Source organism: Halomonas sp. McH1-25 (genome assembly GCF_022348165.1).
GTDB lineage: Bacteria > Pseudomonadota > Gammaproteobacteria > Pseudomonadales > Halomonadaceae > Modicisalibacter.
Map to the genome: position 1 here is coordinate 658,195 of NZ_JAKRFI010000001.1, position 18,670 is coordinate 676,864.

22 protein-coding genes and 4 tRNA genes are annotated in these 18,670 nt (G+C 60.8%); 18 read left to right on the forward strand and 8 right to left on the reverse strand.

Going from position 1 to position 18,670, the window contains the following annotated elements; translation table 11 throughout:
- Positions 1–103: 103 nt before the first annotated feature.
- The 8 genes from rsxA to MHM84_RS03285 all read left to right on the forward strand — a co-directional run bounded on the left by rsxA (position 104) and on the right by MHM84_RS03285 (position 7,349).
- Positions 104–685: an electron transport complex subunit RsxA gene (gene rsxA / locus MHM84_RS03250; RefSeq protein WP_239263814.1), complete on the forward strand. Its 582-nt coding sequence runs from the start codon at positions 104–106 to the stop codon at positions 683–685.
- A 23-nt stretch (positions 686–708) separates the two neighbouring features.
- Positions 709–1,344: an electron transport complex subunit RsxB gene (gene rsxB / locus MHM84_RS03255; RefSeq protein ID WP_239262372.1), complete on the forward strand. Its 636-nt coding sequence runs from the start codon at positions 709–711 to the stop codon at positions 1,342–1,344.
- Positions 1,337–3,397 carry an electron transport complex subunit RsxC gene (rsxC, locus tag MHM84_RS03260; RefSeq protein WP_239262374.1) on the forward strand — a complete coding sequence of 687 codons (2,061 nt, stop codon included), beginning with the start codon at positions 1,337–1,339 and terminating at the stop codon, positions 3,395–3,397. Before rsxB ends, rsxC begins: the two co-directional genes overlap by 8 nt.
- Entirely contained in the window at positions 3,394–4,464 is a 1,071-nt protein-coding gene (rsxD, locus tag MHM84_RS03265) for an electron transport complex subunit RsxD (RefSeq protein WP_239262376.1), read from the forward strand. The genes rsxC and rsxD overlap by 4 nt, the downstream gene beginning before the upstream one ends.
- Complete coding sequence (gene rsxG / locus MHM84_RS03270; protein ID WP_239262378.1) at positions 4,461–5,102, forward strand: electron transport complex subunit RsxG; 642 nt, start codon at positions 4,461–4,463, stop codon at positions 5,100–5,102. Before rsxD ends, rsxG begins: the two co-directional genes overlap by 4 nt.
- A complete protein-coding gene (locus MHM84_RS03275) occupies positions 5,099–5,797 on the forward strand; it encodes an electron transport complex subunit E (protein WP_239262380.1) in 699 nt (232 codons plus the stop codon). Before rsxG ends, MHM84_RS03275 begins: the two co-directional genes overlap by 4 nt.
- 48 nt (positions 5,798–5,845) lie before the next feature.
- Positions 5,846–6,484, forward strand: a complete 639-nt coding sequence (nth, locus tag MHM84_RS03280; protein WP_239262383.1) for an endonuclease III — start codon at positions 5,846–5,848, stop codon at positions 6,482–6,484.
- Positions 6,485–6,587: 103 nt separating this feature from the next.
- Positions 6,588–7,349 carry a YdcF family protein gene (locus MHM84_RS03285; RefSeq protein ID WP_239262385.1) on the forward strand — a complete coding sequence of 254 codons (762 nt, stop codon included), beginning with the start codon at positions 6,588–6,590 and terminating at the stop codon, positions 7,347–7,349.
- A gap of 20 nt (positions 7,350–7,369) precedes the next feature.
- Here MHM84_RS03285 and MHM84_RS03290 read toward each other — a convergent pair whose 3' ends face one another.
- The 3 genes from MHM84_RS03290 to MHM84_RS03300 form a co-directional block, all read right to left on the reverse strand.
- On the reverse strand, positions 7,370–7,600 hold the full coding sequence (locus tag MHM84_RS03290) for a glutathione binding-like protein (protein ID WP_343218274.1): 231 nt from the start codon (positions 7,598–7,600) through the stop codon (positions 7,370–7,372).
- 182 nt (positions 7,601–7,782) lie between these two features.
- Positions 7,783–8,070 (reverse strand): HlyU family transcriptional regulator, encoded by a 288-nt coding sequence (locus MHM84_RS03295; RefSeq protein ID WP_239262389.1) that lies wholly within the window; start codon positions 8,068–8,070, stop codon positions 7,783–7,785.
- Between the two features lie 43 nt (positions 8,071–8,113).
- Positions 8,114–9,334 (reverse strand): argininosuccinate synthase, encoded by a 1,221-nt coding sequence (locus tag MHM84_RS03300; RefSeq protein ID WP_239262391.1) that lies wholly within the window; start codon positions 9,332–9,334, stop codon positions 8,114–8,116.
- A 212-nt stretch (positions 9,335–9,546) separates the two neighbouring features.
- On the opposite strand from MHM84_RS03300, the gene rnt reads away from it, so the two are divergent.
- A complete protein-coding gene (gene rnt, locus MHM84_RS03305; protein WP_239262393.1) occupies positions 9,547–10,212 on the forward strand; it encodes a ribonuclease T in 666 nt (221 codons plus the stop codon).
- Between the two features lie 120 nt (positions 10,213–10,332).
- Here rnt and MHM84_RS03310 read toward each other — a convergent pair whose 3' ends face one another.
- Both MHM84_RS03310 and MHM84_RS03315 read right to left on the reverse strand, forming a co-directional pair.
- Positions 10,333–10,974, reverse strand: coding sequence for an HPF/RaiA family ribosome-associated protein (locus MHM84_RS03310; protein ID WP_239262395.1), 642 nt, complete (start codon positions 10,972–10,974; stop codon positions 10,333–10,335).
- A gap of 195 nt (positions 10,975–11,169) precedes the next feature.
- On the reverse strand, positions 11,170–11,517 hold the full coding sequence (locus MHM84_RS03315; protein ID WP_239262397.1) for a Grx4 family monothiol glutaredoxin: 348 nt from the start codon (positions 11,515–11,517) through the stop codon (positions 11,170–11,172).
- Between the two features lie 287 nt (positions 11,518–11,804).
- On the opposite strand from MHM84_RS03315, the gene argF reads away from it, so the two are divergent.
- Positions 11,805–12,725, forward strand: a complete 921-nt coding sequence (argF, locus tag MHM84_RS03320) for an ornithine carbamoyltransferase (protein WP_239262399.1) — start codon at positions 11,805–11,807, stop codon at positions 12,723–12,725.
- A 233-nt stretch (positions 12,726–12,958) separates the two neighbouring features.
- Positions 12,959–13,144: a hypothetical protein gene (locus MHM84_RS03325; protein ID WP_239262401.1), complete on the forward strand. Its 186-nt coding sequence runs from the start codon at positions 12,959–12,961 to the stop codon at positions 13,142–13,144.
- Positions 13,145–13,213: 69 nt separating this feature from the next.
- Here the strand turns inward: MHM84_RS03325 and MHM84_RS03330 are convergent, their stop codons facing one another.
- Positions 13,214–13,822 carry a DUF4142 domain-containing protein gene (locus MHM84_RS03330; protein WP_239262403.1) on the reverse strand — a complete coding sequence of 203 codons (609 nt, stop codon included), beginning with the start codon at positions 13,820–13,822 and terminating at the stop codon, positions 13,214–13,216.
- Between the two features lie 170 nt (positions 13,823–13,992).
- Complete coding sequence (locus MHM84_RS03335) at positions 13,993–14,268, reverse strand: hypothetical protein (RefSeq protein ID WP_239262405.1); 276 nt, start codon at positions 14,266–14,268, stop codon at positions 13,993–13,995.
- Between the two features lie 174 nt (positions 14,269–14,442).
- Here MHM84_RS03335 and MHM84_RS03340 point away from each other — a divergent pair, with 174 nt between their 5' ends.
- A complete protein-coding gene (locus MHM84_RS03340; RefSeq protein ID WP_239262407.1) occupies positions 14,443–14,673 on the forward strand; it encodes a hypothetical protein in 231 nt (76 codons plus the stop codon).
- 104 nt (positions 14,674–14,777) lie between these two features.
- Here MHM84_RS03340 and MHM84_RS03345 read toward each other — a convergent pair.
- Positions 14,778–14,853: transfer RNA gene (locus MHM84_RS03345), tRNA-Ala, on the reverse strand.
- A gap of 256 nt (positions 14,854–15,109) precedes the next feature.
- Here MHM84_RS03345 and uvrY point away from each other — a divergent pair.
- The 6 genes from uvrY to MHM84_RS03375 all read left to right on the forward strand — a co-directional run bounded on the left by uvrY (position 15,110) and on the right by MHM84_RS03375 (position 18,670).
- A complete protein-coding gene (gene uvrY, locus MHM84_RS03350) occupies positions 15,110–15,757 on the forward strand; it encodes a UvrY/SirA/GacA family response regulator transcription factor (protein ID WP_239262410.1) in 648 nt (215 codons plus the stop codon).
- A gap of 67 nt (positions 15,758–15,824) precedes the next feature.
- On the forward strand, positions 15,825–17,639 hold the full coding sequence (gene uvrC / locus MHM84_RS03355; RefSeq protein ID WP_239262412.1) for an excinuclease ABC subunit UvrC: 1,815 nt from the start codon (positions 15,825–15,827) through the stop codon (positions 17,637–17,639).
- A gap of 61 nt (positions 17,640–17,700) precedes the next feature.
- The gene (pgsA, locus tag MHM84_RS03360) at positions 17,701–18,249 is read left to right on the forward strand and encodes a CDP-diacylglycerol--glycerol-3-phosphate 3-phosphatidyltransferase (RefSeq protein WP_239262414.1); all 549 of its coding nucleotides are present in this window, start codon (positions 17,701–17,703) and stop codon (positions 18,247–18,249) included.
- A gap of 62 nt (positions 18,250–18,311) precedes the next feature.
- Positions 18,312–18,386 (forward strand) — tRNA-Gly (locus tag MHM84_RS03365).
- Between the two features lie 90 nt (positions 18,387–18,476).
- A tRNA-Cys gene (locus tag MHM84_RS03370) sits at positions 18,477–18,550 on the forward strand.
- A 32-nt stretch (positions 18,551–18,582) separates the two neighbouring features.
- Positions 18,583–18,670, forward strand: a tRNA-Leu gene (locus tag MHM84_RS03375).

Genomic DNA, 18,670 nt, shown 5'->3' on the forward strand with positions numbered 1-18,670 from the left:
ACGGTAGGCCCTCCGGCGAGAGGGGCGTATAATGTTCGCCTTGACTCAAAGGCGCCGGTGTTTCAATGACACGCCGGCGACCACTCCGCTGCAGTTGGCTGCGATGACGCACTACTTCCTGATCCTGGTCAGCACCGTGCTGGTCAACAATTTCGTGCTGGTACAGTTTCTTGGGTTGTGCCCGTTCATGGGCGTATCCAACAAGCTGGAATCGGCCATGGGCATGGCGATGGCGACGACCTTCGTGTTGACCCTGTCATCGGTGGCCAGCTACCTGACGTTTCATTATCTGCTGGCTCCGCTGGGGCTGGAATACCTGCGTACCATCGCCTTCATCATGGTGATCGCCGTCGTCGTGCAGTTCACCGAAATGATGGTGCGCAAAACCAGTCCACTACTCTATCAGGTACTGGGTATCTTCCTGCCGCTGATCACCACCAACTGCGCCGTGCTCGGCGTGGCGCTGCTGTCGCTCAACCGCCAGTCGAGCTTCATGGAGGCCACCCTGTACGGCTTTGGCGCAGCGGTGGGTTTTTCGCTGGTCCTGATCCTGTTCGCGGCGATGCGTGAGCGCCTGGCGGTAGCCGATGTGCCCAGGCCCTTTCGTGGCGCGGCCATCGCCATGATCACGGCCAGTCTCATGTCGTTGGCCTTCATGGGATTCAGCGGGCTTGTCCAGGTCTAGATGCCTGTGACGGGAGAATGACGATGCTCGAATGGCTCACCGACCACGGCATACTCGCCGCCATCCTTGCCCTGCTGGGCCTGGCGACGGCGTTCGGCGCCTTGCTGGGCTTCGCAGGGCAGGTCTTCAAAGTCGAGGGCGACCCGGTGGTGGAGCGCATCGATGCGCTACTGCCCCAGACGCAGTGCGGCCAGTGCGGCTATCCAGGCTGCAAGCCCTATGCCGAGGCCATCGTTCAGGGCGACGACATCAACAAGTGCCCCCCGGGTGGCGAAGCGACCATTGCTGCGCTGGCCGATCTACTGGGTCGCGAGCCAAAACCGCTGGATGGCGAGGCGCAAGACATACCCAGGGTCGCCTATATTCGTGAGGAAGAGTGCATCGGTTGCACCAAGTGCATTCAGGCTTGCCCGGTGGACGCCATCCTCGGTGCCGCCAAGCACATGCACACGGTGATCGTCGACGAATGTACCGGCTGTGACCTGTGCGTCGATCCCTGCCCGGTTGACTGCATCGACATGCTGCCCCATCCCGAGCTGGCCAAGCAGTGGCACTGGCCGCGCCCGCCCGGCCCGGGCCATCGACCCTCGCAGCCCATCGCGGCCACAGTGATCGCCAGCGACCGTCAGCCTGCGCCGGAGGAACGTGCGCATGGCTGATTTCGACTTTCCCGGCGGCATCATGCCGCCCGAACGCAAGGCGCTGTCCAATCGAGCGCCGCTGATCGAAGCGCCTCTGCCCGCCCGAGTCGTGCTGCCGTTGACCCAGCATGTCGGCCAGCCTGCCGAACCGGTCGTCACTGTCGGCCAGACGGTGCGCACCGGAGAAATCGTTGCCTGCGCCCAAGGCATGATCTCGGCGCCGGTGCATGCCAGCATCACCGGCAGCGTCACGGCCATCGAGGAGCGCGCCGTGCCCCACCCCTCGGCAGCGGTGGGGGAATCGAAGGCGCTATGCATCGTCATCGAAGGCAACGGCCAGGACGACGACTGGCTGCGCATGCCACCGCTGGATTGGCGCAGCACAGGCGACGAATTCCTGATAGAGCGATTGCAGTCTTCCGGCGTGGTCGGCCTCGGCGGGGCAGGGTTTCCCACTGCCGTAAAGGCGCAGGTACGTCGGCGCCATACCATCGATACATTGATCGTCAATGCTGCCGAGTGCGAGCCCTACATCACCGCCGACGATCTGACGCTGCGCACCCATCCTGGCGACGTTCTCGAGGGTGCGCGCATGCTTGCCCGGCTTTGCGGCGCCGAGCGCATCCTGATCGGTATCGAGGATAACAAGCCCGAGGCGATCGCCGCGCTGCGCCGGACCTTATCGGGCACGGTTGGTGATATCCCGGTCGAACTCAAGATCGTGGCAACGCGCTATCCCAGTGGCGGCGAGCGCCAACTGGTGCAGAAGCTCACCGGACGCGAAGTACCCTCACGCGGCCTGCCGGCGGATGTCGGCGTGCTATGCCACAATCCCGGTACGCTGCTGGCCTCGCTGCGAGCGGTACGCGATGGTGAACCGATGATCTCGCGTATCGTCACCCTGACTGGCGAGGCGCTGGCCCGCCCGGGCAATCTGCAGACGCGCCTGGGCACGCCCCTGCATGAACTGCTGAGTGTCGCCGGACTACGCCCGGAGCGGCTATCGCAACTGATCCTGGGCGGACCGATGATGGGTTTCACGCTGGATAGCGACGCCCTGCCGTTGGTCAAGACGGCCAACTGCCTGATTGCCGGGACGGCCGACGAGTTCCCACCGGCGCCAGCCGAGCAACCCTGCATTCGCTGCGGCGCCTGCGAGACGGTCTGCCCGGCCTCGTTGTTGCCCCAACAATTGTACTGGTTCAGCAAGAGTCGCGAACACGACAAGGCCGAGCTGTTCAATCTGTTCGATTGCATCGAATGCGGCGCCTGCGCCTACGTTTGTCCCAGCCATATTCCGCTGGTCCAGTACTATCGTGCCGCCAAGGGCGAGATTCGCCTACGCGAACGCGAAGCTCGCAAGGCCGAACACGCCCGTCACCGTTTCGAGTTTCGCCAGGCGCGCATGGCCCGCGAGGAGGCGGAAAAGGAAGCGCGGCGCCAGGCGCGCCTGGCGCAGGCCAAGGCGTCACGCTCGGCTCCCGAACAACGCAAGACTGCAGTACCCTCCGTCCCCAGCGATACGCCTCAGCGCGATAGCCAGGATAGCGCCGCCGAGCTCAAGAAGCTCAAGATCGCCCAGGCCGCCGCCAAGGCGGCAGTGAGGAAGGCCGAGAAGGCACTGGCCCGCGCCAGCGAAGGCGGCCAGCACCCGTCGGCAGACCTCGACGATCTGGAAACCCAACTGGCCACCGCACGGGAAAACCTACAGGCGACCGAGGCCCGTCTGGCTGCATTGCAATCCCAAACGACACCCGCTGCCACTCAGCCCGTACCGACGACGAAAACTGAATCCGCCGCCCCTGCGAGCCAACCGTCGTCTACGGGCGCCACGACCGGGGACGCGGCCAAGCAGGTCCGCCAACGCAAGATTGCCGTCGCCTCGGCCCAGGCCGCCTACCGCAAGGCCGAAAAGGCCTTGGAAAGTGCCATGGCGCAGAACGACGATGCTGCCCTGGCAGCGGCCCAGCAGAAACTCGAGCGTACGCAAGGCAACCTGGAACGCGCCCGAAAGGCTCTTGAGGAAGCCGAGGCCACCGCCAGCGAACACAAGGATACCTCGACGCCATGAGCCTGATGCATGCCAGTTCCCCGCACACTCGCGCCGCGACGTCCACCGCTCGCGTCATGGGCTGGGTTCTGTTGGCCACGTTACCAGGCATTCTCTCCGCAACCTTTTATTTCGGCTGGGGCGTGCTGTTCAACATGCTGTTTGCCGCTGCCATGGGAATCGTCCTTGAAGCCGGTGTATTGCGCTTGCGCCAGCGACCGCTGGGCATGACGCTGCGCGACAACAGCGCCCTGGTCACCGGCGTTCTGCTCGGCGTCTCGCTGCCTGCGTTCGTGCCCTGGTGGCTGATCCTGGTGGGCATGGTTGCCGCCATCGTCGTCGCCAAGCACCTTTTCGGTGGCCTGGGCCAGAATCCCTTCAATCCGGCCATGGTCGGCTATGCGCTGTTGCTGATCGCGTTTCCGGTCGACATGACGCAGTGGGCCGCACCGCACGGCCTGTTCGGGCCGGACGCCATTGCCCCAGGCGACGCGCTACGTCATTTCCTGGGGCTGACCGACCCAGCCGATGCCATGACCGGCGCCACCCCGCTGGATGCTTTCAAGCACAAGGGCGAAACGCTGCTGGCCAGTGAGTTCTGGGCCTCCGACCCACTGCCTCCAGGCACACTAGAGGCCTGGCGCAACGTCGCCCTGGCTTGGCTGGCAGGTGGCGTCGTCCTGCTCGCCAAGCGCATCATCACCTGGCATATCCCGGTGAGCCTGCTGGGCACCCTGGCGCTAGTGGCCACCGCCATGTACGCCATCGATCCCAGTCATTTCGCGACGCCGCTTTTCCACCTGCTGGGCGGGGCAGCCATCTTCGGCGCCTTCTTCATCGCCACCGATCCGGTGAGTGCCGCCACCAGCCGCCGGGGCAAGCTGTGGTACGGTGCCGGTATCGGCTTGCTGATCATGGTGATTCGCCCGACCGGGGCCTACCCGGATGCCGTGGCCTTTGCCGTGCTGCTGATGAATTTCGCCGTGCCGTTCATCGATTACTACACTCAGCCCCGCACTTACGGCCATGCCCGGGCCAACCGCGGCATTCAGGTACGCCAGCTCGATGACGACGAGGAGCTGCCGTGAGCGAACTGACACCGAGCATTCGTCGCAGCGCCGTGGGGCTCGGCCTGTTCGCCATAGTGACGGCCGGGGTGGTGGGCGTAACGCATTCGCTGACCGCCGGGCGCATTCAAGACAATCGACTCGCCAGCCAGTACCAGGCACTCGGCCAGGTAATGCCTGCCGAGTTGCACGACAACGACCTGCTCGATGGCGCCGTCACGTTGCCAGCAGCCGAAACCCTCGGTCAGCCCGGGCCGTTCGTTGCCTGGCGAGCCCGACGCGAGGGCCAGGTCAGCGCGGTGATTCTCCCGGTCGTGGCCCCGAACGGCTACAGTGGCGATATCTCCCTGCTGGTCGGCATCGCCGCCGATGGCACACTGACCGGGGTACGCGTACTGGCCCACCGCGAGACCCCCGGGCTGGGTGACAAGATCGAAGCCCGCAAGGCCGATTGGATCGAGCGCTTCAGTGGCCTGTCGCTGGGCAATCCACCCGCGGCCGAATGGGCCGTTCGCCCCGACGGCGGCACGTTCGACGCCTTTACCGGCGCGACCATCACGCCGCGTGCCGTGGTCGGCGCCGTACGCCGTAGCCTGGAATACTTCGCGGCCAACCGCGCCATGCTGCTGGACCGCTCCGAAGGAGACGCCTCGCCATGAGCCAGTTCAACGAACTCACCCGAAACGGTCTGTGGAGCAACAATCCCGCCCTGGTCCAGTTGCTCGGGCTGTGCCCGCTGTTGGCTGTGACCAGCACGGTGGTCAACGCCCTCGGCCTGGGCCTGGCCACGCTGTTGGTGATGGTCGGCGCCAACGTGTCGGTCTCGCTGATTCGCCATCATGTCCCGGCCAGCGTTCGCCTGCCCGCCTTCGTGATGATCATTGCCGCCTTCGTGACCTGTGCCGAACTGCTGATGCAGGCGTACACGTTCCGTCTCTATCAGATCCTCGGTATCTTCATTCCGCTGATCGTTACCAACTGTGCCATTCTCGGCCGCGCCGATGCCTTTGCCGCCAGGAACCCCATGCTGCCTGCCGCCACCGACGGCCTGATGATGGGCCTGGGCTTTGCCGCCGTGCTGGTGGTGCTCGGCGCGGTACGCGAACTGTTCGGCCAGGGCACGCTGCTTGCCGGCATGGACCTGCTGCTTGGGCCGATCGCTGCCGACTGGCAGGTCACGGTGTTTGCCGATTACAGCTTCCTGTTTCTGGTCCTGCCGCCCGGTGCGTTCTTTGCCACCGGCCTGCTGATCGCCGCCAAGAACGCCATCGACGATCGCCTGGAGCGTCGGCGCCAGCAGGCTAAGCAGCCGAAAGAAAACCGTCGTGTGCGGGTGACTGGCATCATCCGCTGACGACGATTTGTTACACTTCTGCCCCGATCCTGACACGATGAGCCTCGGATGAACGCCCAGAAACGCCACGAAATTTTTGTCCGTCTGCGCGAGCATAACCCCACGCCCACGACCGAACTCAACTGGACGACGCCTTTCGAGCTGCTGGCGGCAGTGCTGCTTTCCGCCCAGGCCACCGACGTCGGGGTCAACAAGGCCACGGCGCGATTGTTCCCGGTCGCCAACACGCCGCAAGCCATCCTCGATTTGGGCATCGACGGTCTGAAGGAGCACATCAAGACCATCGGCCTGTACAACACCAAGGCCGAAAACCTGATGAAGACCTGCCGCATCCTGGTCGAAGAGTACGCCGGTGAAGTACCGAAGACACGCCAGGCCCTGGAAGCGCTGCCCGGCGTGGGCCGCAAGACCGCCAATGTGATACTCAATACCGCCTTCGGTGAGCCCACCATCGCCGTGGACACGCACATTTTCCGCGTCTCCAACCGCACGCGCATCGCCACCGGCAAGAACGTCAACGAGGTCGAGCAGAAACTGCTGCGTCATGTGCCCAGAGAGTTCCGCCAGGACGCCCATCACTGGCTGATCCTGCATGGCCGTTACACATGCGTGGCGCGTAAGCCCCGCTGTGGCAGTTGTGTCATCGAGGACCTGTGCGAATATCCCGACAAGACCGAGCTCTTCTGAGCGTGACGCGTTTGGCCGGTTTGCGAAACGCGGCGCCTGAGTTACCTTCTGAAGGTCGGCCAGCATGCGCTGGCACATTGTGTGACCCACCAGGCCACGACGCATGCTGCTTTATATCCTGAAATACCTGTTCCTTCCGCCGTTGGCCAACGCCCTGCTGATCCTGGCTGGATTGGGACTCTGGAAGCGCCATCGCCGCTGGGGCATGTCTCTTGTCACGTTGGGCCTGGCTACCCTGCTCATTCTCGCCACCCCCTGGGCAAGCTACCTATTGCGCTGGAGCCTGGAGCCCTACGACCCGCCGACACCAACCCAACTGGAGGAAGCCCAGGCGATCGTCGTGCTCGGCGGCGGTCGCGACTATGGCGCACCGGAATTCGGCTGGGGCGACGCCCCCGCCAATGCCACCTGGCGACGCCTGGCCTATGCCGCCTGGCTGGCACGCCAGACCGGCTTGCCCCTATTGGTTTCCGGCGGTCGCGTGCATGGCGAGCCAATTGCCGAGGCCACACTGATGGCGCAGGCTCTGGACGAGGTGTTTGGTCTCGAGGCCCGCTGGATCGAGAGCCGCAGCCGCACGACGGCGGAGAATGCAACGTTCAGTGCGGCCATTCTCAAACGCGAGGATATCCGGACGGTACTGCTGGTTTCTCAGGCCTGGCACTTGCCACGCGCCGTGCCCGAATTCATTCATGCCGGCATGGTGGTGATGCCCGCCCCCACCGACTTTGCCAGCCAGCCACCGCCGGGGCTCATCGCCTGGGTGCCCCGCGCCTATCACCTGCACCACAGCACCCAGGCGTTGCATGAATGGCTGGGACGGGCTTTTTACCTGTTGCGCTCACGGGTGATGCCGAGCCATTGAGCATTGAGCTCGACGGATCCTCACCCGGAAAGGCGGAGCTTTCCGCCGCTTTCCATCGCGCGCTGAAAAGCGGGTTGTTCACGCATGCGTGCCAGACAGGCGCTGACATGGGGGCGCTCACCAAAACCACCGCGTGCTTCGAGCGCCAGTAGCGGGAAACTCATCTGAATATCGGCGGCACTGAATCGCTCGCCGGCAAACCAGGACGACACAGTGAGTTCACTTTCCCAGAAATCCAGGTGCTGGCGAATCTGTGGATCGAGGAACCGGTCAGTACCCGTGAGTCATGGCCATACCATCTCTACAGTCTACTCTTCCTCTAGAGGCACTTATCTATCCTGACGCCGCGTCGGGTACTTGTATCGCTCACAAGTCTACACAACGAAAAACGGCACCCCGAAGGGTGCCGTCTCTTGCGGTCAGGTCTGCTGGATCAACTCTTGAAGATATCGTCGCCACGCTCATCGATGAAGCGTTCGGCCTTGGCGATGATCAGCTCGGCACAGGCTTCCCGGCTGCCGACCATGTCCGAGCGCTCGAAGCGATGCTCGAGGGTTTGGCCACCTTCGACCGGCTTGCGAATCCAGCCGCTGACACGATACTGACCACCGGCATCCTGCGGATCCGGGGTGATCAGGTAACCGCGATAGTCCGTCGCCGGGATCTCTTCAGCTTTGACATCGCCACTGCGAAACAGGCCATCGATCAGTTTCTTGAGCATACCATCTCCCTGCTTCTCCCAAGCCATGTCGCCCGACCCTGCTTCAGCCGGCGTGACGCCCCTTGCCTGCCGCAATGCGCAAGCGCAGCGCATTGAGCTTGATGAAGCCTTCGGCATCCTTCTGATTGTAGGCGCCTGCATCATCTTCGAAGGTGGCAATCGACTCGTCAAACAGCGACTGTTCGGACTTGCGCCCGACCACGCTGGCGCTGCCCTTGTAGAGTTTCATGCGCACCACGCCGTTGACGTACTGCTGCGTCTCGTCGATTGCCGCCTGCAGCATCTTGCGCTCCGGGCTCCACCAGTAGCCGTTGTAGATGGTCTCGGCGTACTTGGGCATCAATTCATCCTTGAGGTGTGCAGCCTCGCGGTCGAGGGTGATCGACTCGATGGCGCGATGGGCACGCAGCATGATGGTCCCCCCCGGCGTTTCGTAGCAACCGCGCGACTTCATGCCCACGTAGCGGTTCTCGACGATGTCGAGGCGGCCGATGCCGTTGTCGCCGCCCATCTTGTTGAGCTTGGCCAGCACTTCGTGCGGGGCGAGGCGCTCGCCGTCGATGGCCACGATGTCACCCTTCTCGTAGGTAAGCTCGACATAGGTAGGCTGGTCCGGTGCCGCCTCGGGCGAGACGCTCCAGCGCCACATGTCCTCCTCGGCCTCGGCCCAGGGATCCTCGAGGATGCCGCCCTCGTAGGAGATGTGCAGCAGGTTGGCATCCATGGAGTACGGCGACTTCTTCTTGCTCTTGGAGAAATCGACCGGGATGTCGTGCTGCTCACAGTAATTCATGAGCTTCTCGCGTGACGTCAGGTCCCACTCGCGCCACGGCGCGATGACCTTGACACCCGGCTTGAGTGCGTAGGCGCCGAGTTCGAAACGCACCTGGTCGTTGCCCTTGCCGGTTGCGCCGTGCGAGATGGCGTCGGCACCGGTCTCGTTGGCGATCTCGATCAGTCGCTTGGCGATCAGCGGGCGGGCGATGGAGGTGCCCAGCAGGTACTCGCCTTCATAGATGGTGTTGGCGCGAAACATGGGATAGACGTAGTCGCGCACGAACTCCTCGCGAAGGTCTTCGATGTAGATTTCCTTCACACCCAGTGCCTGAGCCTTGGCACGGGCCGGCTCGACTTCTTCGCCCTGACCGATGTCGGCGGTAAATGTCACGACCTCGCAGTCGTAGGTTTCCTGCAACCACTTGACGATTACAGAGGTATCCAGACCGCCGGAATAGGCGAGGACGACCTTTTTCACATCGGACATGCGGGGCTCCTTAACTCTCTGGCTTGACGCTATGAGGCAGCAGCGCCCGGCCGCATGGCAGCCGGGCCTGGTGATTCGATCGTCCAAGTATAACGCTCGCCGTCAGCGCCGAACACCGCCGTCCGGTACGCCATGCAGCCAAAGATGCTAAACTCACGGCCTGTGTAGCGCGGGGCGACCGCAAATCATCGATGCTGGATTGGGAGAGGTGAATGACCGAGGCGAACGCCCACGTGCTGATGGCTCAGCGTTTTCGCAGTTTTTTGCCGGTAGTGGTGGATTTGGAGACCGGGGGATTCAATGCCGAGCGCGATGCCATTCTGGAAATCGCCGCCGTCACTCTGACCATGGACGCCCAAGGCAACCTACTGCCCGATGCCACCTTTGCTTTTCATGTCGAACCTTTCGAGGGAGCGAACATCGATCAGGCGGCGCTCGATTTCACGGGCATCGATCTCGACAACCCGCTACGCAAGCGGGTGGCACTCAACGAAGCCCAGGCCCTAGGCGAAATCTTTCGTCCAGTACGCAAGGCAATCAAAGCCAACCAATGTACGCGAGCGATTCTGGTCGGCCATAACGCGTCATTCGATCATGGCTTCCTGAATGCCGCAGTGAACCGCTGCGGCATCAAGCGCAATCCTTTCCACCCGTTTTCCAGCTTCGATACTGCATCCTTGTCGGGTCTTGTCTACGGCCAAACGGTGCTGGCTCGCGCTTGTCGTGCGGCAGGTATCGAATTCGACAACTCCGCTGCCCACTCGGCCCGCTACGATACCGAGCGTACCGCCGAGTTGTTCTGCGCCATCGTCAATCGATTCAAGGATATGGGAGGTTGGGAGTTGGCCCAACGCGAACAGGGGATGGAAGGCGACTAAGCTATCCGCTCAGGACCCGCAGAAAAAAGCGGTCCGCTTGTCGCCCAAGCTTGAGCCGATGCGTCGCCCGGGCCCGGCAGTCCAAGCTGTCGGGCCCGGGTCTTGTGTACTGCCGCTCAGTCAGTGACGACGCTCCCAGCCGGCAGGCTGTTCGACATCGTTCTCGACATCCTGGGACCCGGCCACGCCTGGCTTGTCGATGATCTGAACCGTACTGGCCTGTGGTCCCTTCTCACCCTCTTCGGGCTCAAAGCGCACTTGTGACCCCACGGTCAGTCGGTCGAAGTCATCGTGCAGTACCGAATTGCGGTGAAAGTAGATTTCCTCGCCGCTGAGGTTCTTGAGGAAGCCATAGCCCTCTTCCTCGAACATGCGCACCACGGTGGCTACCGACGGGGTCAGCTCGTCGCCGCCCTCGTAGTGCTTGACCTTGCGCCCTCCGCGTTTGCCGTTCTGCTTCTTCAGCTGTTTTTCCATCGCCTCGAAAGCATGCCGGATAATGGGGCGCAATTGCACCTGTGGATCGGTCACCGTCTCCGTCTTGTCAGCCACCAGTTCACGTTTGGCAGGCAGTGAAACTTCAACGTGAGCACGGTAGGGATTGCCGGTCCGGTGCGGGCTCTGTGTCTGTTCGATGACGACGCGACAGGCCACGATGTTGTCGCTGAGATGTTCAAGCTTGTCGACACGCGACTTGATATAGTCATCGATCCAGTCGGAGCGGGAAACATGATTGTAAGTAATTTCCAATGGAACCTGCATGTACGTACCTCCCTGGTCATGCTCACTTTCCAGTCGATTCTCATCGACCGTCCTTTGACTCAGGGTGGCTGCGCAAATCAGTCTTTTCAATGATGTCGAGGGGTTATTTCGTATCCAAGCGTATCGTTTCGTGGATACAGAAAGGCCCGCGAATCATCGGTCCGCGGGCCGTATAGCCGACTGACTTCGCTTGATTCAGGCCTGATCGCCTGGCTCGGCGTTGGCCTTGGCAGCTGCATCCTTGATCAATGTCTCGAGCTCGCCGTTCTGATACATCTCGACGACGATATCGCAGCCGCCAACCAGTTCGCCGTGCACCCATAGCTGTGGGAAGGTCGGCCAGTTGGCGTACTTGGGCAGCTCGGCGCGGATATCGGGGTTGTCCAGTACGTTAACGAAGGCAAAGCGCTCGCCGCACGCCATCAGCGCCTGAACGGTCTGCGCGGAAAAGCCGCACTGCGGAAGCTGCGGCGTTCCCTTCATGTAGATCAGGATGGGATTTTCACTGATCTGCTGCTTGATGTTCTCCAGGGTAGTGCTCATGTGGCGTTCCTTTCCTTGACACCGGGCCGGGGCACCGGGCTGGTCAGCACGATGCCGCGTTGCCGGATGAATGATTGCGTAGTTTCATTCTACTAATGCCGGGAGCCGAAAGCAGCCCCCGCTGGGACATGAGTATATTCCGTACGTTGCGCTGTGACCCGGCACTGGATAGGATGGTTCCCTTTCGCGCGGTCAGGCATGCCTATGTCATGGCCCGGGCGCCGACGGTGCACTCCCGCTCCTCGGCGCCTTTTTCGTTAGCGGTATGTCGATGACAGGAGCTTGCCATGGCGACACGCCACTTTCTGACCCTGCTGGATCTGACCCCGGAAGAACTCGCCTACCTGATCCGCCGGGCAATCAGCATCAAGAATGGCCTCAAGACCCACGGTCCCACCTATACGCCATTCACCAATCGCACCTTGGCAATGATCTTCGAAAAATCATCGACGCGAACCCGCGTGTCGTTCGAGACTGCCATGGCGCAATTCGGCGGTCATGCCCTGTTCCTCTCGCCACGCGACACCCAGCTGGGGCGGGGCGAACCGATCGAGGACACCGCACGGGTGCTTTCGGAAATGGTCGATGCGGTCATGATCCGCACCTTCTCCCATGCCGGCCTGGAGGCCTTTGCCAAGGCCAGCACGGTGCCCGTGGTGAACGCTCTCACCGATGACTATCACCCCTGTCAGTTGCTGGCCGACGTCATGACCTGGACCGAGCGGCGCGGCGCCGTGAAGGGCAAGACGGCCGTGTGGATCGGTGACGGTAACAACATGTGCCACTCGTGGATCAACGCGGCACGCCAGTTCGATTTTCAGCTTCGCGTGTGCTGCCCCGAAGGCTACGACCCCGCCCCCGAGATTCTGAACGCCGCAGGCGATCGGGTGACGCTGCTGCGCGACCCCCAAGAGGCCGTCATCGATGCGCACCTGGTCACGACCGACGTATGGGCATCCATGGGTCAGGAAGAGGAACAGGCCCAACGCGAACGCGCCTTTACCGGTTTTCAGGTAAACGAAGCCATGCTCGACAAGGCGGCGGACGAAGTCGTCTTTCTTCACTGCCTGCCGGCCCATCGCGGCGAAGAGATCAGTGAAACGCTGCTCGACGATCCGCGCGCCGTGGTGTGGCAGGAAGCCGGCAACCGTCTGCATGCCCAGAAGGCGCTGCTCGAGTTCTTGCTACTGGGGCGTGTCGAGTCATAGCCATCGAACAAGCGCTGATTCATGGCCTTGGGGTTAGGTTACTAGCCTACTAACCCGTTGAAGCCTTCAGCATGCCTCTTCGTGCGTGTCGCCCTATGCGACGGGCAGGACGCCGCCTGATTCAGGGAATCTTTATCGGCTGGTCAATGGCCCGTTTCACTTCTAGGGTAGATAGAGTATCTCAGGACATGAGCGGGATGCCGTTAGCCAGGGAATCTCACAGGAGGCATGACATGGTGACGCATAACGACGATCATCGGAATGAGGGCATGGAGCCGGGCGATGAAGCCGAACCGGGAACGCCCGGCACAGGAGAGGACATATGTCGCAAGTGTGGCGGCACGGGCCAGCTGGAAGATAAGGAATGCCCCGATTGCGGCGGCACTGGCTATGTAGTCCGCGGCATCGGCGGGGCCTGACCGAGCGCTTTTCGGTTTGCTTGGCAAGGCGCTGTGCCCCGCTCCAATTCGGGCGGGGCGCTCTTCCTCTTAGCTGGAGCCAGACATAAGCACGTCTTCCAGACTCTGTTGGGCCTGCTTGCGATGCGCCTCGAGCATATCCCGATAAGTTTCCAGGTATTCGAGGACTTTTGGTTCATCGGCATTGGGAATCAACTGGGTGCGCACCACATCCAGCGCGACACCGTGCAACACGACCTGCTTTTCGAGATAGGTCTTGTTGAACTCATATCCGGTCAGTCCCGCCATGTCTTCCAGAAAGGCGTCTACCTGGAACTGGATGCCTTCGCTGATTGAGCTCGCAGCATCCTCTTCAGTACCGACGGCCTGCCCCAGTTCATCTACGGCTTGGGTCGAGGCGGTGTGATCCTGCAGGATGCGCCGGGCCATCTCGGCAACTTCATCGTTGCGAGAGTGCTGCAAGGCGAGTTCCGCCTGCTCGGCCTCCCCCAAATTGATCGTCTCGATGACGAAAAGGATTTCACTACTCGACATCGGTTCCGGCTTTTCGTCCGCGGCAACTGCCACACCGGCAGTTTCTTGCTCCCTCTCGCTGGAGGTGCTGCACCCAGCTACGGTGACCATGAAGATACCAAGCGAAACGATAGCGAAACGCCCAAACCCGAAATACGCTCTCATATTCAGCCTCCTTGCTGGTAGGTAACGCCTCTTGTCATGCTTGACTGAGTTTGGGTGATCCCTTGGACGAGAACAAGCCAGCGTCTACATACCCCCAGACACGACGGTCCTCCGCGTACCCGGGAAGGCCTAGAAAGCCGCGATCAGGTTGAACACGGCCTTTTAGTGGATCAGTAACGCAGCATTTCGGGTACAGGCGGTGAAACGTCCCCCATGAGCGCCAACTTCAGGAGCGAGAGATCACGGGAGACGTTACAGTGTGCGTAACGCTGCATGGTACGAGATACCTCCTGCTTCACCAGCCCGTAAATATAGTCTTCATGACTGCTAATAAACCGCCGGCATCCTGTACAAGTCAGTTCATCGTCGGGCTGAGGGTCGTTGATTTCCCAGCAGTTGACGACGCTGCAGTGCGGACAGGCCACTTCCCTTGAGATGTTGAACATGTAGGCCTCCTGCCTATGTCTGGCTTATGCGGAACCCAGCATAACAAGACTTCATGACGGTTTTCTTAATCTCTTCACTGCAGCCTGGGAAGGCTTACACAGGCATCGGTTGGAGCTCATATCAGCTTTGAACTAGGCTGAAATTTTGGAGACGACCTATTCAAGGAGGATGCCATGCGGATCGACGATCAGCTGGAAGCCTGTATTCATGACTACTACCAAAAGCATGAAGCCTATCCGGACTACATTACCGTCGGGCCAAATCAGGCTCGGGAATTGAAAAAGTGGGCCGCAATGCAATCCGGGATCGATGAGATTAGCCCAACGACGTTCAAGGGCGTCGAAATCAAGCTGGACCAGAGCCAGGTCGAACCGATGATTCCCCATGGGGCTAATAGGCACTAAGCAAATACACAGGCATGGAGCGCGATTGTTCTACGGAAGGGCATGCCTATATTCGCCTACAAAAAAAGCCGCCAAAGCATAAGCTTTGGCGGCTTTTTCGAATTTGGTGGAGCCTATCGGGATCGAACCGATGACCTCAACGCTGCCAGCGTTGCGCTCTCCCAGCTGAGCTAAGGCCCCAAACTCATCCAGAGGCTTGCTACCTCTTAAGATGCATAGCTTCCGATAATAGAAAACGATACTTTGACAATTGATGCGGTTGGGCATCTGCCTTGTCACCGGAACGGTGCGTATCATAGGGATGAATATTCGTTGAGTCAAGCCCGGCGAAACGGTGCTATACAGTAGATCATCGTTTCGCTACTCAGTACAATCGTGTTCCCGCTTCGGCCTGAGGCTGACGCCTGAACCAACCGTTGTTACGCCAGGAGCGAACTTGATCAAGGTTCTAGTCGCAGACGACCATCACCTCGTCCGTACCAGCATCGCTCGTATGCTGGATGAGGAAGAAGGACTGCAAGTCATCGGCGAAGCCGCCGATGGCGAAGAGGCTATTAGCCAGTCACGTGCTCTGCGCCCCGATATCGTGCTCATGGATATCCGTATGCCCGGAATCGGTGGGTTGGAAGCGACCCGCAAGATCGTTCGCGGCATGTCGGATATCAAGGTGGTCGTACTCACAGCCTACCTCGAGGAAACCTTTGCTCAACGACTGCTCGATGCAGGCGCCAGCGGTTTTATCAGCAAGGGTAGCGAGTTGGATGAGATGGTACGCGCCATCCGTACCATCCACATCGGTCAACGTTACATCAGTCCGGAAATCGCCCAGCGCCTGGTCCTGGCCAAGCTCGACGCTCAGGACAACCCTTTCGATCAGCTTTCCAGCCGCGAGTTGCAAGTGGCAATGATGATCGTCAACTGCCACAAGGTCAGCGACATTTCCGATCGCCTCTTCCTCAGCCCCAAGACCGTCAATACCTATCGCTATCGTATCTTCGAGAAACTTGGAGTGCAGTCCGATGTCGAACTGACGCATCTGGGGCTGCGTTACGGGTTGGTGGACGGCTATAGTAACGACGAGTGATCTGCCGCACACCCGATAATTGGTGGCCCGGCCCCTGCCGATTTTGTCTGAACGGTCCTAAGGTGGAATGAGTTTCGACGCAAAGCACTTTCTCAAGACGGTCAGCGAGGCACCGGGTGTGTACCGGATGCTCGATGACCAGGGCAACGTACTCTATGTAGGAAAGGCCAAGCGTCTCAAGGCGCGCTTGGCCAGTTATTTCCGGGGCGCACTCAATGCAAAAACCCAGGCTTTGGTGGCCCGCATCGCCGACATTCAGGTGACCATTACCCGCAGCGAGACCGAAGCTCTGCTTCTGGAGCAAACGCTGATCAAGGAACTACGGCCACCCTACAATATTCTGCTGCGTGACGATAAATCCTACCCGTACGTCTTTGTCAGCGACCGGCACCCCTATCCAGCGTTGGAATTCAAGCGTGTACGCAGCAAGCGCAACGACGGCCGCTATTTGGGCCCATACACCAGTTCCAACGCGGTACGTGAAAGCCTCGCCCTGATGCAGAAGATTTTTCGCATCCGTAACTGCGAGGACACCGTATTCGCACATCGTACGCGCCCCTGCCTGCAGTATCAGATAGGCCGCTGCAGCGCGCCCTGTGTGGATTACATCAGTCAGGAGGATTATCGCCGCGACCTGGAGCACGCCATCATGTGCCTGGAAGGCAGAAGCGAGCAGGTCACCGGTCAGCTCACGGCAGCGATGGAGGCGGCCAGTCATGCCCTCGACTTCGAAGAGGCCGCCCGCTTGCGAGACCAGATCCAGCAGTTGCGTCGCGTGCAAGAACGTCAGATCGTCGACACCGACGCCAGCGATGCCGACATTTTTGCCCTAGCGGAGCGTCCTGGTGGACTGTGCGTCAGCGTATTGACCGTCCGTCAGGGGCGGATGCTTGGGGCACGCCACCACTCCCCCGAGAATGGTCTCGACCTAGCCCCCAGCGACCTACTCGGTGAGTTCGTCAGCCAGTATTACCTCGGCCAGGGCCGCGAACTGCCACCAGAGGTGATAACCAGCCATTCGATGCCCGACAGCGATATCCTTCAGGCCGCCCTTTCGGAGCATGCCGGCAAGCGAATTCGTGTCGCCCACCAGGTTCGCGGTTACCGGGCCCAGTGGCAGCAACTGGCCATCACCAATGCCGAGCAGTACCTGGGCACCCAGCTGGCCAATCGTTCCCAGCTATCCAAGCGCTTCGAGACACTTCGCGCCGCCCTGAATATGGAACGGATACCCAACCGACTCGAGTGCTTCGATATCAGCCATAGCCACGGCGAGGCGACGGTGGCATCCTGCGTGGTATTCGATCCGGATGGCCCGGTAAAATCGGACTATCGTCGTTTCAATATCGAAGGCGTAGCTGCCGGCGACGACTATGCCGCCATGCGCCAGGCCCTGACGCGACGGTTCAAGCGGCTGCAGCAGGACGATGGCAAGCGTCCGGATATTTTGCTGATCGATGGCGGCAAGGGGCAGCTCAACATGGCGCGAGAAGTCCTGGAAGAACAGGGCGTAACCGGCATTCGCCTGATAGGCGTCGCCAAAGGCACCACGCGCAAGGCCGGGCTGGAAACGCTGTTCCTCGAGACAGTGGACAACACACTGAGCCTGGAAAGCGGCTCCCCTGCTCTGCATCTTATCCAGCATATTCGTGACGAGGCTCACCGCTTTGCCATTACCGGACATCGCCAGCGTCGCGACAAGGCGCGGCGCACCTCGACGCTACAAGACATCCCAGGCGTTGGCCCCAAGCGTCGGCGCGAGCTGCTGAAATTCTTCGGTGGCCTGCAAGGGGTTCGCCACGCCACGCGTGACGAATTGGCTCGAGTACCCGGGATCAGCGCCAGCCTCGCCGCCTCTATTCACCAGGCGTTGCATGGATGAGACACAACGCAACAGATAGAATGGTTATTTCGATCACTGGCAAGGGACCCACGATACATCGATGAATATTCCCAATCTCCTTACGCTCGCGCGTATCGTGTTCATTCCATTGCTAGTTCTGCTGTTCTATCTCCCTTATACCTGGAGCCTGCCACTGACAGCCGCCCTGTTCGGCCTGGCAGCCGTGACCGATTGGCTGGACGGCTATCTGGCCCGGCGCTGGAACCAAAGCACGCCCTTCGGCGCCTTTCTCGATCCGGTCGCCGACAAGGTCATGGTCGCCGTCGCCCTGGCGCTGCTGATCGAACGCTACGAATCGATCTGGCTGACCCTACCGGCGCTGGTCATCATCGGTCGCGAGATCGTCATCTCTGCATTGCGTGAATGGATGGCCGAAATGGGCAAGCGAGGCAGCGTTGCCGTCTCCTGGGTAGGAAAGCTCAAGACCACCCTGCAAATGGTTGCCCTATTGCTGCTCCTGAGCTCCGTTCCTGGCAGCCTGATCGCCAACATTGGCGTGTTTACGCTCTATGCCGCCGCCATCCTGACACTATGGTCGATGTATCAATATCTGCGTGCCGCATGGCCGGAACTGTCCCGGTCGATGTAAGAGAAATGACGATAAGCATTTGACAGACGCGCACTTATCTGTAGAATGCGTCTCCGAGTCAAGCGGGAATAGCTCAGTGGTAGAGCATCGCCTTGCCAAGGCGAGGGTCGCGAGTTCGAATCTCGTTTCCCGCTCCAGATTCCACCAAGGTGGAAAGTGGCATCAGGATCGCAAGCTGGAAGATCAGCACAATCGCACCTGATTAGCCACGTCAAATGACTCGTAGAGGCTGGATGGCAGAGTGGTTATGCAGCGGACTGCAACTCCGTGTACGCCGGTTCGATTCCGACTCCAGCCTCCATTTCTTCGGCCTAACCGGCCAACCCAATCCCCGCCCGGATGGCGAAATTGGTAGACGCAAGGGACTTAAAATCCCTCGGAGGTTGACTCCGTGCCGGTTCGAGCCCGGCTCCGGGCACCA